At 53.2% G+C, this 19700-nt stretch carries 21 protein-coding genes; 13 read left to right on the plus strand and 8 right to left on the minus strand.

Annotated elements, in window-relative coordinates; genetic code table 11:
* Positions 1–141 precede the first annotated feature (141 nt).
* On the plus strand, positions 142–297 hold the full coding sequence (locus BLQ41_RS30395; protein WP_157694993.1) for a hypothetical protein: 156 nt from the start codon (positions 142–144) through the stop codon (positions 295–297).
* Here the strand turns inward: BLQ41_RS30395 and BLQ41_RS30785 are convergent.
* The gene (locus BLQ41_RS30785; protein WP_090175895.1) at positions 255–473 is read right to left on the minus strand and encodes a hypothetical protein; all 219 of its coding nucleotides are present in this window, start codon (positions 471–473) and stop codon (positions 255–257) included. The two genes, BLQ41_RS30395 and BLQ41_RS30785, sit on opposite strands and share 43 nt — an antisense overlap.
* Before the next feature lie 335 nt (positions 474–808).
* Between BLQ41_RS30785 and BLQ41_RS01325 the strand changes: the two genes are divergently transcribed.
* From BLQ41_RS01325 to BLQ41_RS01340, 4 genes are all read left to right on the plus strand, one after another.
* Positions 809–1279: a hypothetical protein gene (locus BLQ41_RS01325; RefSeq protein WP_090175897.1), complete on the plus strand. Its 471-nt coding sequence runs from the start codon at positions 809–811 to the stop codon at positions 1277–1279.
* Positions 1280–1424: 145 nt separating this feature from the next.
* On the plus strand, positions 1425–1613 hold the full coding sequence (locus BLQ41_RS01330; RefSeq protein WP_090188331.1) for an AbrB family transcriptional regulator: 189 nt from the start codon (positions 1425–1427) through the stop codon (positions 1611–1613).
* Between the two features lie 422 nt (positions 1614–2035).
* Entirely contained in the window at positions 2036–2410 is a 375-nt protein-coding gene (locus tag BLQ41_RS01335; protein ID WP_090175899.1) for a hypothetical protein, read from the plus strand.
* Positions 2411–2424: 14 nt separating this feature from the next.
* Positions 2425–3486, plus strand: a complete 1062-nt coding sequence (locus BLQ41_RS01340; protein WP_090175901.1) for a DNA cytosine methyltransferase — start codon at positions 2425–2427, stop codon at positions 3484–3486.
* A gap of 436 nt (positions 3487–3922) precedes the next feature.
* Here the strand turns inward: BLQ41_RS01340 and BLQ41_RS01345 are convergent, their stop codons facing one another.
* Both BLQ41_RS01345 and BLQ41_RS01350 read right to left on the minus strand, forming a co-directional pair.
* Positions 3923–4336: a very short patch repair endonuclease gene (locus BLQ41_RS01345; protein ID WP_090175903.1), complete on the minus strand. Its 414-nt coding sequence runs from the start codon at positions 4334–4336 to the stop codon at positions 3923–3925.
* A gap of 232 nt (positions 4337–4568) precedes the next feature.
* Positions 4569–6449, minus strand: coding sequence for an ATP-binding protein (locus tag BLQ41_RS01350; protein ID WP_090175905.1), 1881 nt, complete (start codon positions 6447–6449; stop codon positions 4569–4571).
* Positions 6450–7346: 897 nt separating this feature from the next.
* Here BLQ41_RS01350 and BLQ41_RS01355 point away from each other — a divergent pair.
* From BLQ41_RS01355 to BLQ41_RS01365, 3 genes are read left to right on the plus strand one after another with little or no spacing between them, the layout of a single operon-like run.
* Positions 7347–7736, plus strand: a complete 390-nt coding sequence (locus BLQ41_RS01355; protein ID WP_090175907.1) for a hypothetical protein — start codon at positions 7347–7349, stop codon at positions 7734–7736.
* Positions 7737–7763: 27 nt separating this feature from the next.
* A complete protein-coding gene (locus tag BLQ41_RS01360) occupies positions 7764–9863 on the plus strand; it encodes a tetratricopeptide repeat-containing protein (RefSeq protein ID WP_090175909.1) in 2100 nt (699 codons plus the stop codon).
* Positions 9864–9897: 34 nt separating this feature from the next.
* Complete coding sequence (locus BLQ41_RS01365; protein WP_090175911.1) at positions 9898–11091, plus strand: patatin-like phospholipase family protein; 1194 nt, start codon at positions 9898–9900, stop codon at positions 11089–11091.
* 146 nt (positions 11092–11237) lie between these two features.
* On the opposite strand, the gene BLQ41_RS01370 is transcribed toward BLQ41_RS01365, so the two are convergent.
* Together BLQ41_RS01370 and BLQ41_RS30400 are read right to left on the minus strand one after the other, a co-directional pair.
* The gene (locus tag BLQ41_RS01370) at positions 11238–12431 is read right to left on the minus strand and encodes a hypothetical protein (protein ID WP_090175913.1); all 1194 of its coding nucleotides are present in this window, start codon (positions 12429–12431) and stop codon (positions 11238–11240) included.
* Between the two features lie 657 nt (positions 12432–13088).
* Positions 13089–13817: a hypothetical protein gene (locus BLQ41_RS30400; protein ID WP_157694994.1), complete on the minus strand. Its 729-nt coding sequence runs from the start codon at positions 13815–13817 to the stop codon at positions 13089–13091.
* Positions 13818–13956: 139 nt separating this feature from the next.
* Between BLQ41_RS30400 and BLQ41_RS01380 the strand changes: the two genes are divergently transcribed.
* Positions 13957–14238 (plus strand): helix-turn-helix domain-containing protein, encoded by a 282-nt coding sequence (locus BLQ41_RS01380; RefSeq protein WP_090175917.1) that lies wholly within the window; start codon positions 13957–13959, stop codon positions 14236–14238.
* A gap of 578 nt (positions 14239–14816) precedes the next feature.
* On the opposite strand, the gene BLQ41_RS01385 is transcribed toward BLQ41_RS01380, so the two are convergent.
* A complete protein-coding gene (locus BLQ41_RS01385) occupies positions 14817–15746 on the minus strand; it encodes a LysR family transcriptional regulator (RefSeq protein ID WP_090175919.1) in 930 nt (309 codons plus the stop codon).
* Positions 15747–15865: 119 nt separating this feature from the next.
* On the opposite strand from BLQ41_RS01385, the gene BLQ41_RS01390 reads away from it, so the two are divergent.
* The 3 genes from BLQ41_RS01390 (at position 15866) to BLQ41_RS30620 (ending at position 17527) form a co-directional block, all read left to right on the plus strand.
* Positions 15866–16159, plus strand: a complete 294-nt coding sequence (locus BLQ41_RS01390; protein ID WP_090175922.1) for a putative quinol monooxygenase — start codon at positions 15866–15868, stop codon at positions 16157–16159.
* 32 nt (positions 16160–16191) lie between these two features.
* A complete protein-coding gene (locus BLQ41_RS01395; protein WP_090175924.1) occupies positions 16192–17205 on the plus strand; it encodes a zinc-binding alcohol dehydrogenase family protein in 1014 nt (337 codons plus the stop codon).
* A 151-nt stretch (positions 17206–17356) separates the two neighbouring features.
* On the plus strand, positions 17357–17527 hold the full coding sequence (locus BLQ41_RS30620; RefSeq protein ID WP_167360467.1) for a hypothetical protein: 171 nt from the start codon (positions 17357–17359) through the stop codon (positions 17525–17527).
* An 8-nt stretch (positions 17528–17535) separates the two neighbouring features.
* On the opposite strand, the gene BLQ41_RS01400 is transcribed toward BLQ41_RS30620, so the two are convergent.
* Together BLQ41_RS01400 and BLQ41_RS01405 are read right to left on the minus strand one after the other, a co-directional pair.
* A complete protein-coding gene (locus BLQ41_RS01400; RefSeq protein WP_090175926.1) occupies positions 17536–18732 on the minus strand; it encodes a multidrug effflux MFS transporter in 1197 nt (398 codons plus the stop codon).
* A gap of 143 nt (positions 18733–18875) precedes the next feature.
* Positions 18876–19073: a cation transporter gene (locus BLQ41_RS01405; RefSeq protein WP_090175928.1), complete on the minus strand. Its 198-nt coding sequence runs from the start codon at positions 19071–19073 to the stop codon at positions 18876–18878.
* A gap of 147 nt (positions 19074–19220) precedes the next feature.
* Between BLQ41_RS01405 and BLQ41_RS01410 the strand changes: the two genes are divergently transcribed.
* Positions 19221–19604, plus strand: coding sequence for a hypothetical protein (locus BLQ41_RS01410; RefSeq protein ID WP_090175930.1), 384 nt, complete (start codon positions 19221–19223; stop codon positions 19602–19604).
* Positions 19605–19700: the final 96 nt, after the last annotated feature.

Here is a 19700-nt window from a genome sequence, read left to right on the forward strand (position 1 = left end):
AAGTGTCATGACCTTTAGGTACATTACGGAAACATAAGAATCATGTCCACCGTCGGCCTTTGGCCGTTCTTTGTCGATTACCGCTATTGCGCCTGGTAATCAAGTCAAATGGAAACGTTTGGTAAGCACGGATGCAATTGGATGGCAACGAAAAATAATGGTCAAGCGGGAAAATTTTATCAATCTCCATATTACCCTTTTTCCCGCATTAAACTTGGACTCGCTCATGAAGGAGGGTGGGCGCTAGATGATGCCTACGACTGGCGTAGCCGCATGATGGCTTCTGTGATGTCTTGAGCGTTCCTATCCAGCGTTTCCATGGCCGCAAACGCGTTAGCTCCGACACTGCTTGCGCCATTTTCTGAGAGCCACTTGGTAACCTCTTCGATAGCGGCCGCTAGGGCATGTTGGTTGTGCAGAAGCAATGTTAGTGCGTCCGCTGTCGCGATTTTGGAATCCGAGTTATCTGACATGGTTGTCGTCCTTGAGTGATGGTACAGCCTAGATCATCTCACCGCTGGTTGGGACTCACTTTTCCAGATCCGCTGACACCTACGAAAATTGCACCGACTTGACCATCCATTCGCAGCGACACAACCAGCCCTTAGCGCCGGATTTGACCCACATTCCCAACAACTATGACCGGCAGTGAGCGGCCAGTAGCGGACACAATCCAAGTGGCATTCCTGTCCCGCTCGGCATCGGCCTTCGCTGCCCGGAAACGGCCGGCCCTCTCCGGGAGTAACGCGAGACACGGATTGACACCGAAGCGAACGAAGAGTCAAGGTAAGTACTTTGAGGCAATGCTATGACTGACCGCGAATTGATTTATCGACATGCGAAGGGAGCTCCTTGGAACAAAGCCCATGGTGCTTCACTTCACCTGCCCGTTGAAGATGACGAAAAAGCGTTGGCAGTGAAATTCGTATACTGGCCCAAGGGCCAATCCGACAACACTGCGTTTGATCCTGGTGGTTTGGTTTTCGAGATCTGTGAATGGCGCAAGGTCTTGTCGCCTGAAGGAGAGAAGCACTGGAATATAAGGTTCAGAAAAGCGATCGAGGTTCCTGGAACCGTCAGCGCGTTATTCACTCACGATGACGTAGCTCTAGCACGTGGAATTAGAGAGCTCTTCGGTAGGGGGACGATCATCGAAGTCGAGGGCTTAGTCGCAGAGACAGAAGGCCAGCCCTACCTCGCGATCAAGGGGGCCAAGGAAGCTATGGCGCGTTTCTATGGCGTAGATTCTGCTTCGATCATGGTCACCCTTCAGCAGTAGCCAGCTCTTGATTAAAAGCCGCATCGTTGCTGTATGTCCCCGTGTGGACGGAGAAGTAGTCACAGTCAGCATCGCGCTTCAACTGGCGAAGATATTCGCGAGCATAATGAGCCATGCCCGCCAAGACAAAAGTTGGAATAGTGTGATGACCGAACCCCAACGCTGGAGGATGAAATGCCAAGATCCTTCAGACGGAAGTGGCGACGTCATCATTGAATTGCCGCCGGACGTACTCGCCAGTTTAGGAATGACCATCGGCGGCGTACTGACCATGGAAGAGATAGACAAGGCGATATTACTGACGCCGAAATCAAGCGACTCGGCTGCCCCCTGAAACGCACCGACGCGCTTCACACAATCTTCAAACGGGCTAATGCGAACGGCACATCTGAACGGGGACGTTTGGGCATTGATTGCTGTCGACGAAGGTTCGCTGCGGCAAGTTTGTTGCCGACTGAGCAGCGGCTCACAAATATTCGCACCAGACGCGGCCTGGGCGATCACTCTATAGGAGCTGCATCCTGCTAGAACAGCCATCCCCCGAGACCAGCGATTCAGGAGGAGGCTGCAGTCTGCAAGGAACTCAATTGATGGTGAGTTCCTCAGCAATATTATAGGTGCACGTATTTTGCTAGCGCTTCTTGCAAGGTGTAAACCGCCGCTGCCAGGAGAGGCCATTGTTATGCTGCGGGCTAAGATTTGCCAATTGACGTAACACGCCATGTGATCGATCATCTCTTCCATCAAGAACCAAGGATGATTCATAAAATGTATTGGATCGAGATCTGTAACGATGGCAGCTACGTGACCGGCGGAGAGGAGTACCCCCTTCTAGCCGAAGGCATCCAACAACTCGAAAGCTACGAAGGTGAGCGCTCGGGTGACGATTGGGCAAAGGCGACTCTACTTTTCGGGATTGAAACCCAACATGGCGCTTTCGCCTGGGAGGTGGAAATCATTGAATATTTGGAGCGAGGGGTTACGAGCTTCTTAGGCTACCGGATCACTCAGCACCCTGACCAAGTCTTTTTGAAAGACGAAGTTACGTTCAGCATCCAAGATGGTTGGGCGTATCCGAAGGAGCCGACACTCGACTTGCAGCCAAAAGTGCATAAAATGCGCCTCGTTTAAAAGAAGACAAACCGATGATTGATGCAGTTGACCTCTTCTGTGGTGCCGGCGGCCTGACCGCAGGTATGCGGCAAGCCGGTATTGAAGTACATGCGGGTTACGATATTGAGGCCCAGTGCAGGCACGCCTACGAAGTGAACAACCAGGCAGTTTTCATAACTCAAGACGTCAAGAGCCTTTCCAAGGAACAACTCGAAGCTTGGTATCCACGAGTGGATGGACGCTACCGCCTGCTCGCAGGTTGCGCACCATGCCAACCCTTCTCTACCTACAATCAAGGTAGGGACACCAGCGCTGACAGCAAATGGCCGCTGCTGTACCACTTCGCGCGTTTGATTCGGGAGGTTCAGCCAGAATTAGTAACCATGGAGAATGTTCCGGATGTTACTAAACATGAGGTCTACGGCGATTTTGTGAAGAACCTTGAAACTCAGGGCTATAAGGTTTGGGCCGAGCGCGTGGCTTGCGTTGAGTACGGTTTGCCTCAGCGCCGCCGACGGCACGTGCTACTAGCATCCAAGCTCGGCCCGATTGAGCTCATTGACCCTACTCACCGTGATGCACCGGTTTCCGTGCAAGAAAAGATAGGTGACTTGCCACAAATTGCTGCTGGCGATTGCGATCCTCATGATCCAATGCATCGCGCTGCCACACTTACCCCGATTAATCTGCAGAGAATTCTCCACTCTCGTGAAGGCGGCACTTGGCGGGACTGGCCTGCTCACCTAGTTGCGGCGTGCCACCGCAAGACCAGCGGCAAGACTTATGCCAGCGTCTACGGCCGAATGAATAGAAATGAACCGAGCCCCACGATGACTACTCTTTGCTATGGCTTCGGTAATGGTCGCTTTGGTCACTACGAACAAGCTAGAGCGCTTTCGCTGCGCGAGGCCGCCATTCTTCAATCCTTCCCGCGTAACTATGAGTTTATGCCTCCTGATAAAATTACTTTCAAGGCAGTGGGCCGGATGATCGGCAACGCCGTACCGGTACGCCTAGGCGAAGTAATCGGTGAGAGTCTCATGCGTCACGTTAGGGAATACGAGCAGAACCGCCTTCAAGGAGCCACGGCTTAATTTGCTCAATGAGGGTATATGTTCGGGCAACATTCACCCCTGAATTTCTCTCCCCTAATACTCGAGTCGAAAGGTGTGTTGGCCGAATGCTTACCAGTAGCCTGCAAAACTGCCCGTTAGCTCCTGGCTGAAGATCTAAACAGCCCTACTTGGGATGCCTTTCAAAAAAAGATGCGGATTAGTAAAACGTACGTCCGATTATCTCACCTCTTGCTACCTAGGATGGACAGAGCTGGCCATTTAGCATTGATACACCAGAAACAGAGCAGCCGACTGACCGCCCGAGAGCAGCTGCAACTGGACTCTCAAGGTGAGTATCATGGTCGGCCCACTCTACTGCGTAATCGCGGAACAGCGGTACCTCAGAATCGTCGACACATCCTGTTGCCTCTAAGCTTGACCCCATTGAGCTCATTGCCGGATGACCGTAAGTCGTCTAGGTGTCGTTAAGTTCTCGCTTCAGCCGCAGCATTAGTTTTTCAGGACTGCGAGTCTCACACTCCCACACCACAATTACTCGCCAGCCCAGTCCCAGCAACTGGGCTTCTTTATTAGCATCGCGGCGTACATTAGCCTCAAATTTGGCAAGCCAGAATTCTTCTCTACTCTTCGGTGTGCTTGCGTAGCGGCAGCCTGAGTGTCGATGCCAAAAACAACCATGCACGAAGACCACCACTCCAAATCGCGGCAGGACTATGTCAGGTGACCCTGGGAGATCCCGACGATGTAGACGAAATCGGAGCCCTATAGCATGCAAAGCTTGGCGAACTTTGATTTCTGGCGCCGTATGAGCACGCTTGACCGCTCGCATGATGTCGCTCCGCGACTTTGCCGCTTTCTCGACGCCCATTATCGACCACCTCATCATCGCCAATGCCCTTAGAGATTGGGGCGAGCGAATCGCCTAAGCTCATACTCCTACTGTTCCGAGGAAGGTAAAGCGATCCAATCCTCAAGCTCGCCTCAAGTCGAAGCTTAGAACCCTCCCATGTTCTGGACTAGGCAGAATTAGCCAACTTGCCCCCTCAATCTCGTCGTAAGACATCAGGAAGAAGCCACGGCAAAAAAATAACTGGCTTCATTTAAGTATTTCGGATTGAAATCAACGTGCCGAGCTGCGTTTTATTGCTTTGCCTGGTTTTTTTCTTGTAGCCAAAAGTATCACATACAGACTCAATCTTCTGGCAAAACACATCTGCGTTAAGGGGAATCATCCAAAGCTCGCCTTTAGTAGGCTTTTCCCGGTTAGTGTTTTGCCATTGCGTATCATTATCCAAGGGATGTTCCGGCTTGAACGGCTCGACATTAAATATCTTGTGGTCAACTTTAGTAATCCAAGACGCCCCGATTTCCGTAATAGCACCCCATGACTTCTTGGTATTCTGACTCGTGACGAAAAGTACGAAAATTTTCTGAGTCGAATAACTTTCGACAAAAAAATCCCTCAGATAGCCGTACACATTCCTCCCTTCAGGTACGCGACAGACTTCATCATCGCAGTTAGTATATAAAATATCTTCAGCCGGTACGTTATTATATAGCAACATCTGATAAATTATATCGGCAAATGATTTATCGGGAGATGTCTGGCTGATAAGTATCTTTTTCTTTTGAGAGTCGACGAGTGACTTGATACCCAATTCCGGACTGTTTTTGTTTATCGATTTATCAATGGCATCCTTAATTGCCTCGCGTGACAATCCCGAACCGAGATTTAACAAATCATCAGCCGCTTCTTCGCTCGCTTTTTGACGGAAGGCATCGACATCTCGCCGAAGTTTTTCTTCATTATTTCTTTGTTCTTCCTCCTTCAATTGCTTTTTATCACGGTTTGCTCTATCAGTGTAAGCCTCTCGTTTCTTGAGGATTTCTGTAAGGAGGTCTGTCCTCACATAATCCAAGACGGTGGAATGCCGTAAATCGTCAGACTTATATCCTTGACGATTACTTAGCGCCATGTCGGGCAACTCGGTAAACTCGAACAAATCCACGTGCAGCTGCCCGACAACATAAACCTCATTCAGTTTATTTTGACCAACAACTGGTAGTATATTGAACTCACCCATTTTTTTATTAGCGAAAAGAGAAATAAAATTATCCGGAAAATCAGACATTTCCGCTTTCCGGCCTCGCGTTGTTTTATATGTTCCGATCCAACCTGCAATTCTCATCGTATATTCGTGTTCCACCCCATCATTATCCTTCATGACTAGTGGAATGGTTTTCTCACCGACTGATGAAACAAAATCTTTTCGCTTATCTGGATAACTGTCAGGAACGAGATCGACTAATGGCGAATACTCATCACCTAGAGTAATCAGTGTACCGAGCTCCGACATCACATGCTTATCAAAAGCATCAACGATTACATTCTCCTTCCCCCTGATTACATGTATACGAAAATCAGAATTTACCAAAGGGAATATTTTCAGAAGATTGCGCTTAACGGCGGCAAGAGTCTTATGCAGCCTGTACTGCGGATTCCGCATGACAATTGCGGAACCGTGCTCCTTCACATACTCAAACTTGATATCAGACTCATTGACGGCTTTGAGCTTACTCCCCTCCTCCGGGTGGCGAGAAAGAATAAAACCAGACTTCTCGCCATCTGCTACAGTTAATATATCGACATCTTCAGAAACTGACAGGGCGGCTAATTTTCCTACGCCTTTACGACCCATCTTGCGCCGGTCACCAGATTTGGAGAATGAATCAGTTTCTTTAACCCTTGAAACCCCCGCTATATTGAGGTACTTAGTTATATCACCTTTGTCATAGGACATACCGTGCCCATCATCTTCAATCCGGATATCATCCGGATTAGCGATAATATAGACATTCTTAGCATCGGCGTCATATGCATTGGCAATCAGCTCCGCCAAGACATAATAAATATTCGTGTAGAGGTTTGGCCCAAGCAATTCCAAGATACGTGGGTCAACATTCAGCTGATACTCTTTCACCAATTAATCCCTTCAGTAATTATTTTCTTCAACACCATTTTAACTCATTAACGCGTCAGTACTAGCTACCTGATGCGAATCATTCATTGAATACGTGCTTCTATCAAGCAAGGATTTCCCAATCACATGTCGCAGCCTTTTATAACTTCCACGTAGGGCATAACACCTAAACGCACCTTCAAGCAAATCAAACTTAACCGAGGACCCGTAGTCACCCGCCCGCCGTCTGTAAGCGTGCATCTTCCCGATGGTCGCAAGCAACCAAAACGCATGCCCTCGGTGACGGACTCCAGCGTGGCTGCTTGATGACGCTCGCGATTTAAATTGGAACCGCATACTACGGACCCAACCCACTGTAGACGCTAGCTTCAACGAGGTGGCTTAGCTCGAAAATGGTACGGTTGCCGCTGTCGCCCAACGTTACAGCCACTCTCTACTCCTTGGGAAAATCCAACTGCTGAAACCTAAGACAAACGGTAGCGCATGCTAGGCGGGACTCAAAGAAACGAAGCATGGAGCTCAATAGGTCACGTGGCGGAAGAGCCCCCCCCGAGGTGCCACCGTCAATGTGCGCAGCACCTCACAGGTCAACCACTGTTAGGCATCGCCGTCGGTCCTACCGCAGCGCTCCTAACCTTAATCCAGTGCTTGCGCTTGGGTAAAGGTATGCATAAGGCTTTTTGCCATTACGATTGCATTCACGGAACCTTGTGGTGGTCAATTCATCACTAATGACAGACCCAGACACCTCAAACCTAAGCATTTGTTTTACTGATTCAATCTTCGTCATCGCGCGATTTGCAAACGGATGAACTGCTTTGAACGTCGCGCCTCCAACACGTATATAGTTGATTGGCCACATACTTATTCTATTCTCAACAAATCAAGGTTATCCCCATGAGTGACCGCAAACGCTACCGACGGAAGCCAAGTCAGCCAATCGTGGCCGTACAGTTAAAACTGGACACGGATGGCTTCAAATACCACAAATGGGGCGGCGAGCAGCGCTGCAAGGCAAATGATTGGTTGGTCGACAACGGCGGCGAGGTGTACACCGTGGATGCCGAGTCGTTTGCTCGTACCTATACAGCTTTGACGCTTGGCACATATGTGAAGACTAGCAGGGTATGGGCCGAGCGAGCTGTCTCAGCAGGTCGCGTGACGACGAATGAAGGCAGCACTGGCTACGAAGCGGGCGACTGGCTCGTTTCCAACGGAGAGGACGGGTCGGACGCTTATTCAATCAGCGCAGAGAAGTTCGAAAAATTGTACGAACTGGACGAGTAATCGAAGTTCAATCGTTGGGGAGCCTCCATGGACTGTTTTGTAATTCGGGGTTTCGGGAAGAAGAAGGACTCCCATGGTTTGGAAATTGACTTTGACAAGGTAGACGCGGCGCTCATTACGCCGGCCTTGGAGAAGTGCGAGTTGATTGGCGGCACGACAGTAAGGGTTGTGGATGCAGGAGCCGTCCACAAGGATATGTTCGAATTCATCCTCAAAGCTGACCTTGTTATCTGCGACATTACGGTACACAACCCCAACGTATTCTACGAATTGGGTGCGCGCCATGCCTTGCGTAAGAAGCATACCGTGCTGATTAAGGGCAGACCATCAGCCGACGCTACGCCCTTTGATATCACTGGTGCGCGATACACGTCTTATGAATTGGCGGAGCCAGGAGAAGCCTTGGATGACCTCATCGCCGCAATTAAGTCCTCGCTGGCACGCGGGCGCGAGACCGATAGCCCCATTTTCCTAATGATGCCGGAATTACCGGAAGCCGACGTCAACAGCGTCGCGGCAGTGCCGCTGACCTTTATCGAAGAGGTGGAACATGCCGAAGCGCGTGCCGACAGGGGCTGGCTGCGACTGCTAGCAGAAGATGTACGCGGAGAACTCTTTCAGCGAGAAGGGCTCAAGCTCATCGGCTGGGCTCAATGGGTGCTGAAGGACTATCAAGCCGCGATTGCCACTTGGGAAACTGTACGGCGTTTCGCCGAGCAGGACCTTGATGCTAACCTCGCGCTTGCCAACCTTTATGAGCGTCTTTTTCGACAGACCGAGGACCCGGTTCAACTCCAGAGCTCAAACCAAGCGATCATGCGGGTGCTGCAGCGCGGAGGCATCTCGCCAGCGCACAAGTCCGAGGCGCTGGCGCTTCAGGGTCGCAATCTGAAGACTTTGTGGCGGATTACTTTCGAGAAGCTGCCAACCGTTGAGCAAAGACGCGAGTGCGCTATCGACCTCAAAGCCAAACAGGCTTACGAGGCTTACCGAGCCGCCCACAAGGTCGACCTCAATAACTTCTTCCCCGCGTTGGCCGCCTTGCAGATGGGGCACATCTTGCTTGCCTTGTCTGGCCATATGCGCTTCAGAAACCTCTTTAGCGGTGAGAAGCAAGCTCGGCGCTTCATCGAGGATCTCAAAGAGGAGTTGACTGCCCTGAGACAGGTAGTACGTCTATCGATAGAGAATGCACTCGCCACTAAGGAAAACAAGGATCGCAGGTGGGCGCAGATCAGCAGCGCGGACCTAGTGTTCCTAGAGCATGTGTACGACTCACCTGAGGCCGACATGTCTGCCGTGGTGGATGCATATCGCCACAGCGTGCCAGAAGACGGTGTCTCACCGAAGGATTCTGGCCGTTGGAAGGGGCGCTCCGCGCCACGGGACAACTTCTTTTGGGACTCCGCGCGCGGTCAACTGATGCTGTTTGAACAGCTCGACATCGGGGCAGCGGCCGCGCGCGCTGTGATTGAGGAATTCGACGGGCCGTTTTCGCCAACCCACGAAGTAAAGGACTTATCACAAAAGAGGCGTCACCTTGTGGTCTTCAGCGGCCACAAGGTAGATCCCAAAGAACCACCGCCGACCGTTCCGCGTTTTCCCTGCAGTGCACAAGATCGGGCTCGTGATCTGATTGAGGCGGCCTTGGTGAAGCTCAAGAACGAAGGCGACCAAATTGAAGTTCTGGTATCTGCTGCACCAGGGGCGGACATACTGGCACTTGAGACCTGTAAGACGCTTAATCTAGCCACATGGATATGCCTACCCATGCAGCGTGAGGCCGTTGCTCGAGAAGTATTCAAGGATCACGATGACTGGCGCAACCGCTTCTTTGACTTGACCAACACCCATCCGCGCAACCAAACATTCGTGCTCAGCAATAACGGCGGGCTGCCTCAGTGGCTAGGCGCACGCCCTATGATGACGGCTTGGTCGCGTGGAAACCGCTGGATGCTGCACCAGGCCCAAGCCTGGGGCGCCGACCGCATCACACTGCTTATTCTGTGGGACCACAACAAAGACGACAAGTCCCTTGACGGCACTGCCGGCATGCTGAAACTTGCACAGAAAGCCGGTGGTATATATATAGAATTAATCGATTGTCGCCCGCTCGCATCAAGTTGATCCGAGAGCATTATCAACCCCGTATGGAGATTTTATGAGCTACCGCGCCTTCGCCGATCACCTAGAAGCCGATGGCACGCCCAAACGCATCCTTTCCCTCGACGGCGGCGGACTGCGTGGCGTGATGACTATACAGGTACTGAGGAAGATCGAGTCGCTACTAAGGCAGCGCTTCGACGATGAAAAGATGCTCCTCAGTGACTACTTCGACCTTATCGCCGGCACCTCCACCGGCGCCATCATCGCGGCGGGGCTATCGTTGGGCATGACTGTCGACGAGATCGATAAACACTACTGCGACCTCGGCGATAAAGTCTTCAAACGCAGCTTCTGGCGACGAGGCTTCGCACGTCAGATGTATGACGCCAAAGCGGTAGCTGATGCGCTGAGTGACGTGCTAGGTACAGCCATGTTGAAAGACGCTAAGTTCCATACTGGCCTGCTCGTAGTCGCCAAACGGCTGGACACCGGAAGCACTTGGGTGATGACCAACAACCCAAAGGCCAAGTACTTTGCTCCCAACCCGGATAACCCTCAGACTATCCCCAACGGTGAATACCCATTGTGGCAAGTGGTGCGTGCCAGTACGGCGGCGCCAACCTTCTTCGAAGGAGAGGAGATCCAAATTCATTCCAATGAATCCAAGGATCGAGCGGACACAGTGGGCCTATTCATCGACGGAGGGTGTAGCCCACACAATAACCCGTCACTGCAGGCCCTGATGGCCGCAACAATGGAGGGCTACAAGTTTGGCTGGGAGGCTGGGCCCGACAAGTTGCTGCTAGTTTCTGTGGGCACCGGCAAAGCGGATGCCTCCGTCAAGGTCTCTAGTAAGCTTACCGACGCAGCAGCGGTCCAAGGCCTGCTGGCATTGAAGAATCTCATGGAGGACTGCGGCGATCTAGTAGAGACAGTGCTGCAATGGATCTCGGCACCCACGCCAACGGCGCGCCTCATCGATCGCGTGGCGGGGCTTGCCGGGCCAGTCCTGGGCGGCGGTGACGGCCTGCTTACCTATCATCGTTACAACGCTCTGTTCACGCAGGATTGGTTCGACCAAGCGGATATTGGCATCCAAGCGGACGCCTCGTACTTAGCCAGCATGCAGGAGATGGACAAACCCGAAAACCTCGCCAAGTTACGCGAGTTGGGAGAGGCCGTGGCCAGAAAGCAAGTTGACACCGCGCACTTCCCAACGAAATTCGACGTTGGAGTACGCGTGCACTGAAACCGGCAACTACGAAAAAGTCGCAGACTAACGTCGACAAGCCTGTTCCGCATGCGCGTGCAACGAGAGCGTCTTTCTAAGCGCGATACTGCCCCACGTTCGGAAACAAGGGAAATCGAACTGTTCCGATCTCTGATAGCAACATCTTATGTTTGCACATCCGCTTGCTGAGAATGACTGAGCTTGCTGGAGACAATTGTCTGAAGCTCTAAGATTGAGCATGTAGCAAGTGAGCGATGTAGAAATGTAGGTACTGTTACCAGTATCAAAAGCAAGGCGATTCCCACTCCACCAATATCGAATGCAAAATATCCGGCGATCGCTAGGATAAAAGATCCAATGAGCAAGCGCCGAATCGCTGCTAGCCAGCTAAGACGATACTCTATGGCCGTGCCCCCCTCGCCGGGCTTGATGGGCGCCTGAAAATTCTCATTGGCATTGCTCATTACTATGGTACGTGGCTCAGCCCTCTTACTCTTGATCATCGCCCACTCCGCGGCCATTGATACTGAAAGATCAGATCCATCAAATACGATCACGTCACTTAAGGATATCCAGTGAGCTACATTGTCTTTCCATTGTGCGTCGCTTGATCGCAAATAAACTGGCAAGTTCGACCACGGGCGCATCCAGCGAAAACCAGCGAATATCAGTACCATCGGATCCCACGATGTCGTCTTTGAGCCAGGCGAAGCAATCAGTGCAACTTGCGCGCCCTTTGGAGCTGCACGCATTAGTGCCGACATTAGTGCCACATCCGCCGGTCCGCCGAATCTACGCAGAAATAGAATAATTTTTCTCGGAGTTCGTCTTCTAATATGGATGTAGAGCATAGCAACAAGTGGAAAAATCAAAATGAAAATTAAAAAATACGTCAGATAAATTAGAACTATGCCAGCGCCAAATCGCGAAAGCCCAATAAATATGGAAACCCCCAATGGGGCAGCGGCGGCTAACACTTTAGCTTGATCCCCATTAAGCCCTTCTATTGTCACATCGAAGTTAGCTGGCCTGCTTTCCTCCTCAAAAATCAAGCTGGCGAGGGGCGCAAAGCACAATAAAATCGTTGACATTATCGCCCCAATAATTACATACCTAGGCTTTAAATCGGCTCGTAACGGAAAAGTTCGGACTAGCGCTCTCAGTGTCACTATCGCAGTAAGCGTATACACCAGAATGCCAACGATCATAAGCATTCCGTCCTCACCCAAAAACAGAATCTCTGCAAAGGGGAGTTTCGAGACTAACAACAGCAGGAAAAACAATAGAGATGAGGAGAGTAGCGCCGCGTAAGCGGTTCGTAGAAGGTTAAATACAAAAATCCCTACTGAATCGAGCATTATGCGCCCCCCTTGTAAAGAAAACTTCTATGCGATCACTGCGAAGTTGTTGCTAGGCACGCAAACCCCCTCGCCATTTTTATATCAGCATAGACCATACAGCCGCATGTGTGGCATCACCTAAAACATGGATACTTTCGAGAGCAATCATTGCTCTGATTTTGACTTCCCAAACAGAAAATCTCCATCCGTCCAATACTTTTGTGCCCATCGATAGTAATCTAAGAAGCTTGCCACAACCCAAACTGAATTTCATTCAATGTTGCGCGTTCCGCCCTTGGGCTTTGCTAGAGGACTTCCAAGACCAACAAAGTTTTCAACTTTGTACTATTCATCGAACTAGACGATGGTGCGATCATGTCAGTAAGCACGTATTGAGAAATCTTGTCCAACATCGCCAAAGTGGACGATCCACTGGTCAAATTGAACGTCTCTGAACTTTGCAGTGGTCAAAAAAATTCGTAGGTTTAGCCGTGGCCGCGGAAACCATTGAAAGACTAGAACAAGGACTCAAGGAATATCCTAAGGCGCCGTGAGCATCTAAAGTCGTATGTCGTGACCAAAGGCACTAGGCCAATTTCTGCCGGTGACGACCGACTGCAATGGCTCGACAGTTGCCCGTCACGACGGGCAGTCAACTTTACAAAGCGGTCTCCGCTAGTCAGACGTGGAGGGGGACGTACACGCAGGGGATACGTTTTCGTCACCATAATAACCTTCTCCTTTAGCACGCTCATTCTTCCAATACTGGAGAAGCTCGTCGATGCTCTCACCATTGTGGGATTCGAGCTCACAAAAATCGGATAGTCGCCAGTCATCGAACGTTTGTTCTTGGAGTTCGGTAGCAACATCCTGATAGGCCATGTGAGGGTCAATCAATTCCCGGTGACCCCGGCTGCCATTAAGCCATTCGTTAGAACTGTACCCATTGGGCAGATTGCAAAAACGCCACCATCCGCGGTATGACTCCACAGATCGACGAACGCAATCAGCGCGAAAATCCGCTTCGTTCTTTGCTGACCAAATGCCCTTTTCAATCATGTAATCGCGGTTTGCATTACGATCCAAGAAAAATATTTCGTGCATTTGAGGATCATGCTTCGCCCAGTCATAGAATTCGCAAACGATTCCTGACTGTCCCCACCGCAACACCGTGCGAACCACTGCTGCCTTAGAAGCGCCAAATACCCATTCATACTCGTGTAAAAAACTTGGATCATTGGAGGTGTGTCCCTCACAGGCAAAGGCAAATCTATCCCGATGCTTACTCCAAAACACATCGAGCTCATCAAGCGTTCGCAAGCGGACAAAACACGTTCCATTTTCAAGCAACGTGCATTCCGGCAATTCGATACATGCGGGCAAACGTGCTGATTTCGTTTTCATAGACGTATCGATCTCGCAACATCTGTAAAAGATGAAGTCCCACCACCGAAAAATCGGAATGACCGTTAAATTATACTGTGCTGAGTATAGAACAAAACTGCTTTGACCGGCCTTATCGTTCCTTTTGCGAGAAGTACTCATGCGACTGGAACTCAAACGGGCAATTGGCACCTGCGTTAAGGCATATCGACTTAAGAAAAACATCCCACAGGAAAGCTTAGGCCCAAGCCAGCCGTACATCAGCAACCTGGAAGCAGGAAGAGGCAGTGCGTCAATAGACAAAATCGAGCAGATGGCAGATATTCTCGGGATTCATCCAATGAGCATAATCTTCGCTGGATACCTCACATCAAACGAGGATGTCACCAAGGAGGATCTGTTTGACAGGATCCGAAAGGAGCTTGCTGAAATAGGGTTTTAACTGATACTCGTTTTCCGCTGGTAGCAGAAATTTGTAGGTGAATACCTGGACAGCATAAGCAGCGCAAGCGGCCTATGTTTGGCAAGTCACGCCTACGATGCTATTGGTAAAGTCCTACGGAAATGCTCTGTCAGATCAAGTGAAAATGGATGGTCAATACCGTGGAGTCGGCCAACCAGAGGCGGGGAAAACGCTTAAAAAGCTAAAAAGATTTCCTCATATAACTTCTTGAATACGTTCAGGAATACTCCAAGTAACAGTTAAGAAGGATCCAGAACAGCAGTATTCACTCCCTGTTGAATCGTTTCGTCTGCTGCTCAGAGACATCTTGACCAGTAATGTGTCGTCGGCCAAGAAGCAAAAATCGCCGTCAGCCGGACAAAGCCCCCACTCACCCATGCCACTGCTTCACAGGCAGGACGAAGGTCGGTGATTGACTGTGGGGCCACCGCCTTGGCGAGATCGACCGTGCGTACACGAGGCGGGCGCTAGTATAAGCGGGTTGACCGACGGTTCCTGCCTTCTGGAAAGCGTGGGTGGTGATAGTTCCTGACAGAAATTTCGCTATTTGCCTGCGACTAATGATCGATGCTCGAAATACCCGGAAATTGACTGCCCAGATGAGCGCATCGGCTGGCAAGCATTTCGCGCAAAAGGTTCACAGGCTTACTCAATTGTGCGCGATGGGCGCACAGCAGATTCAGCGGTGCGCGTTCGCAGAGGAGCTCCGGCATCAACACTTTCAAGCGACCGGCGAGCACATCGGCGGCGACATCGAGCCAGGACTTGTAGGCAATTCCGGCGCCCGCAATCGCCCACAGCCGAACGACATCGGCATCGTCGCTGAAGCGATCACCGCTGACCGTCAGGCCGACCTCGCGTTTGCCGTCGTGGAAACTCCAGCGGTCATGGACCCGGCTGCCGAGCATGAATAACAAACAATTGTGCTGGGCCAGTTGCTCCAGGTGGCGCGGTTCGCCATGCCTGGCCAAATAAGCAGGAGCGGCACACAGCACGCGGCGGTTTTGCGCCGCGATGGGCAACGCCACCAGACTTGAGTCTTCCGGCTCGCCGTAGCGCAGGGCGATATCGACCGGTTGGCGGAACAGGTCGGCGATGCGATCACCCAACAACAGGCGCACGGTCAACCTGGGATGCTCCCGCTGGAACTCGTCGAGCCACGGCAGCAACAGGTTGCGGCCAAAATCCGAAGGTGCCGACAACTGCAAAATCCCGCTGACCTGGTCCTGTCCGCTGGCCAGCAAGCGGCGCCCTTCATCCAGATTGCTCAGGGCCGCACGGGCGTACTCCAGAAAACCCTCGCCTTCGGCGGTCAGCCGCAAGCTGCGCGTTGAGCGGGCAAGCAAGCGTGCGCCCAATTGTTGTTCGATACGTTTAAGCGCCGCGCTGGCCACCGCCGCGGACATATCCATCACCCGCGCCGCCGCTGAAAGACTGCCGAGGTCAGCGGCACGCACGAACAACTGCAAATCATCGAAACGCAGCATTTTCAGCCCTGATTATCAAAAAAATATTGAAAGAGACTGCTCTTTTAGCGGGTTTTATCTTGCAGAGAAATAGCCAATCATCTGTCCCATCGAAATCATCCCGCTCCCGGAGCCCGACCATGTCCCAGCCTTTTACCGCCATTGCGACCCTCATTGCCAAACCCGGCCAGCAGGACGCCCTTGAACAGCACCTGCGTGCACTGCTGGAACCGACCCGCGCCGAGGCCGGTTGTGGCCAATACGATCTGCATCAGGACCTGGCCAATCCACTGGCCTTCTACATGATTGAACACTGGAGCAGCGACGAAGCCCTGCAAGCCCACGACGACAGCGCGCACATCCAGAACTTCCGCGCCAAGGCCGGCGAGTTTCTCGAGCACTTCGAACTCAAGCGCCTGCGCACCGTGGCTTGATCCCTTCTTTTATTACTGTTCAGGAGCCCTACATGAAAGCCATCGCCTATTACGCCTCGTTGCCGATCAGCGACGCGAACTCCCTGCAAGACATCGAGCTTGCAGAACCGGTTGCCGGACCACGTGATCTGCTGGTCGAAGTCAAAGCCATCTCGGTCAACCCAGTCGACACCAAGGTCCGCCAGAACGTCCAGCCTGAAGACGGCGCAGCGAAAGTGCTGGGCTGGGACGTGGCCGGTGTGGTCAAGGCCGTCGGCAGCGATGTCACGCTGTTCAAGGCTGGCGACAAAGTGTTTTACGCTGGCTCCATCGCCCGCGCCGGCGGCAACAGCGAACTGCACGTGGTGGACGAGCGAATCGTCGGCCATATGCCCAAGTCCCTCGGTTTCGCCGAAGCCGCCGCGCTGCCGTTGACCGCCATCACCGCATGGGAGCTGCTCTTCGAACGCCTGCAAGTGCGTGAAGGCAAAACCGATGAAAGCCAGAGCCTGCTGATCGTCGGTGCGGCGGGCGGTGTCGGGTCGATCCTGACGCAACTGGCCAGCCAGCTCACCGGGCTGAAGGTCATCGGCACCGCTTCCCGTGCGCAAACCCAGAGCTGGGTGCGCGAGTTGGGGGCCGATCTGGTGATCGATCACAGCAAGCCGCTGAGCGAAGAACTGAAACGCGCAGGCGTGGACCAGGTGACCCACGTCGCCAGCCTGACCCAGACCGATCAGCATCTGGATCAATTGGTCGAGGCGCTGGCGCCTCAGGGCAAACTGGCGCTGATCGATGATCCGAAGGCGCTGGACGTGACCAAACTCAAGCGCAAGAGCTTGTCGTTGCATTGGGAGTTCATGTACACCCGCTCGCTGTTCGAAACCGCCGACATGATCGAGCAACACAAACTGCTCAACCGCGTGGCCGAGCTGATCGATGCCGGAACACTGAAAACCACGGTCGGCGAGCATTTCGGCACGATCAACGCAGCCAACCTGCGTCGCGCCCATGAGCTGCTGGAGAGCGGCAAAGCCAAGGGCAAGATTGTGCTCGAAGGATTCTGAAACACACTGACACAAGTGTCGTCCCGAAAAGACGACACCGTCAGTCCGAGAGTTGACCTCCGTCATAATAGTGATCGTATTCAGGTCTACAATCGTCTCCTCTACGATGCAATTCGTTACGCAACATCTTTTACGAGAGGAGAGATCAGCAATGAAGATCCTGATAAAAGAAGTGGCAAAATCCCAGTGGCAGGTCCGTCTGGACCAACATTCCGTGACCTTTCGCAGCGAAGCCGAAGCCCTCGCCTTCACCCGCACCCTCGAAGCGCGCTTGCTCGCGCCGCATCAGATTCCCGACCGCCAGCAACGCGCCGCTGGCTGAGGCCCTCCTCAGACCTGGGCTTGCGCCAGTGCCCGGGCATTTTGCAAACGCCGGGTGAGCATCGCCGCGCTCACCACCAGAATCCCGCACAGGCTGATGACCATTGCCATCGGCACGGCGCTGCCATCATGCAAGACACCGACCAACGCTGCCGCACCGGCGGCGACGCTGAATTGCAGGCAACCGAGCATCGCCGACGCACTGCCGGCACGAGCGCCCTGCCCGTTCATGGCGCAGGCCGAGGCATTCGGGAGGATGCAGCCGAGGCTGGCGATGCAGATAAACAGTGGGATCAGCAACGGCCATAGCTGCATGGTGTGCAGTGCACTGACGGCGAGCAATGTCAGGCCTGCCCCCAGATAGATCCATACCGTACGTACCAACAGGAACGCAGGGCCACGTTTGGCCAGCAGCCGTGCGTTCACCTGCGCCACAAGAATGAAACCCGCCGCGTTGGTGCCGAACAGCCAGCCGAAATGTTCGGCCGGTACGCCATAAAGCTTGATGAAGACGAACGGTGAACCGGCGATGTAGGCAAACATCCCGGCGATGGCGATGCCGCCGGTCAGGGCGTGGCCCAGATACACCGGATCCGACAATAGCCGACCGTACTGACGCAGCGCCCCAGACAACGGTTGGCGCGGTACATGGGCGGGCAGGCTTTCCGGCAGACCGATTGCCACGGCCAGGCCAGCCAGGGCGCTGAAACCGGTCAGCACCAGGAAGATTGACTGCCAACCCGTGGTGTTGACCAACAGCCCACCCAGCATCGGCGCGAGAATCGGCGCCAGCCCCATCACCAGCATCAGTTGCGAGAAGACTTTCGCCGAACCCACCGCATCGCATTTGTCGCTGACCACCGCGCGGGAGATCACCATCCCGGCGCAACCGCCGAGGGCCTGAATGAATCGCGCGCCCATCAGCCATTCCAGATTCGGCGCGAATGCGCAGGCCAGGGAAGCGGCGGTGAACAAGCCCACGCCAGTCAGCAGAGGAATGCGTCGCCCGAAGCGATCCGCGACCGGGCCGTAAGCCAGTTGCCCGATGGACAAACCAAGGAAATACGCGGCCAGTGTCAGCTGGACATGTTTCTCATCGGTGCCAAACGCGAGCGCCATCGCCGGGAACGCTGGCAGGTAGAAATCGATCGCCAGCGGGCCGAAAGCGCTCAGGGCGCCAAGAATCAAAATGGTACGGAAGTTCATCAGGCATCCAGTGGGGTCGGCAGCCCGACAGTTTAGCCGCGCGCGGACGCCTTGAACATTCCGTTAGGTCGCTAACTATTAAAAAACCGCTGGATGAACACAAAACTTGTGTGGGAGCGAGCCTGCTCACTTCCACAAGGTTCTCAGGCGAGTTTTGCCTCATAGCCTTCTTCAGTGATCGCCGCGATCACTTCGTCGGCGGTCAGCGTGCTCTCGACGCCGACTTCTTTTGCCGCCAGTTCGACCCGCACACTCGCCGCAGGATCCTTGGCTTGCAGCGCCGCAGTGATGGCTTTGACGCAGTGACCGCAGGACATGCCTTGAACATTGAACACTTGCATGGGATGACTCCTTGAGTGAGGTTGCGAACAGTCTCGAGCTTGCCACCATGGCAAGGTCAAGTTCTGCAAATCGCTGCCGGGCTGGCAATCGGCGTCGCGCTCGGCCAAGCTGCGTGCATCAATGACTCGACCTCAGGAGATTCAGCCATGCGCTGGTCAGCTCTCAGCCTGTTTGGCTTCCTCAGCCTATTTGCCGCGACGCCTTCGGTTCAAGCCGCCGGGGAGGACTACGGGGTTCTGATCATTTCCCGCGAGCGCCTGGAAGTCTCGACCAACTGCGAGATCGGCGTGTACATTCAGGATCAACTGTCGGCGCGGCTGTTCCAGGAACAAAGCACCTCGTTCAACCTGCCGCCGGGCAATGTGTCCCTGCGCCTCAAACTGTTGCCGGGCCAGGCTCCGGGCTGCAACCCGGGGATGCTCGCACCGGGCTCGCAGAACATCATGCTCAAGGCCGGTGATGTGTTGAAGTTCCGGATTGCGATGACGTCGGAAGGGATGTACCTCAAACCCGCCGCCCTCGGATATTGAGGCAGCCTCGTTGCACTCGACAGCTCCTACAGGAACACGAACCGTGTAGGAGCTGTCGAGTGCAACGAGGCTGCGATCTTTTGATCTGAGACATGG

Source organism: Pseudomonas arsenicoxydans, from assembly GCF_900103875.1.
Classification (GTDB): domain Bacteria; phylum Pseudomonadota; class Gammaproteobacteria; order Pseudomonadales; family Pseudomonadaceae; genus Aquipseudomonas; species Aquipseudomonas arsenicoxydans.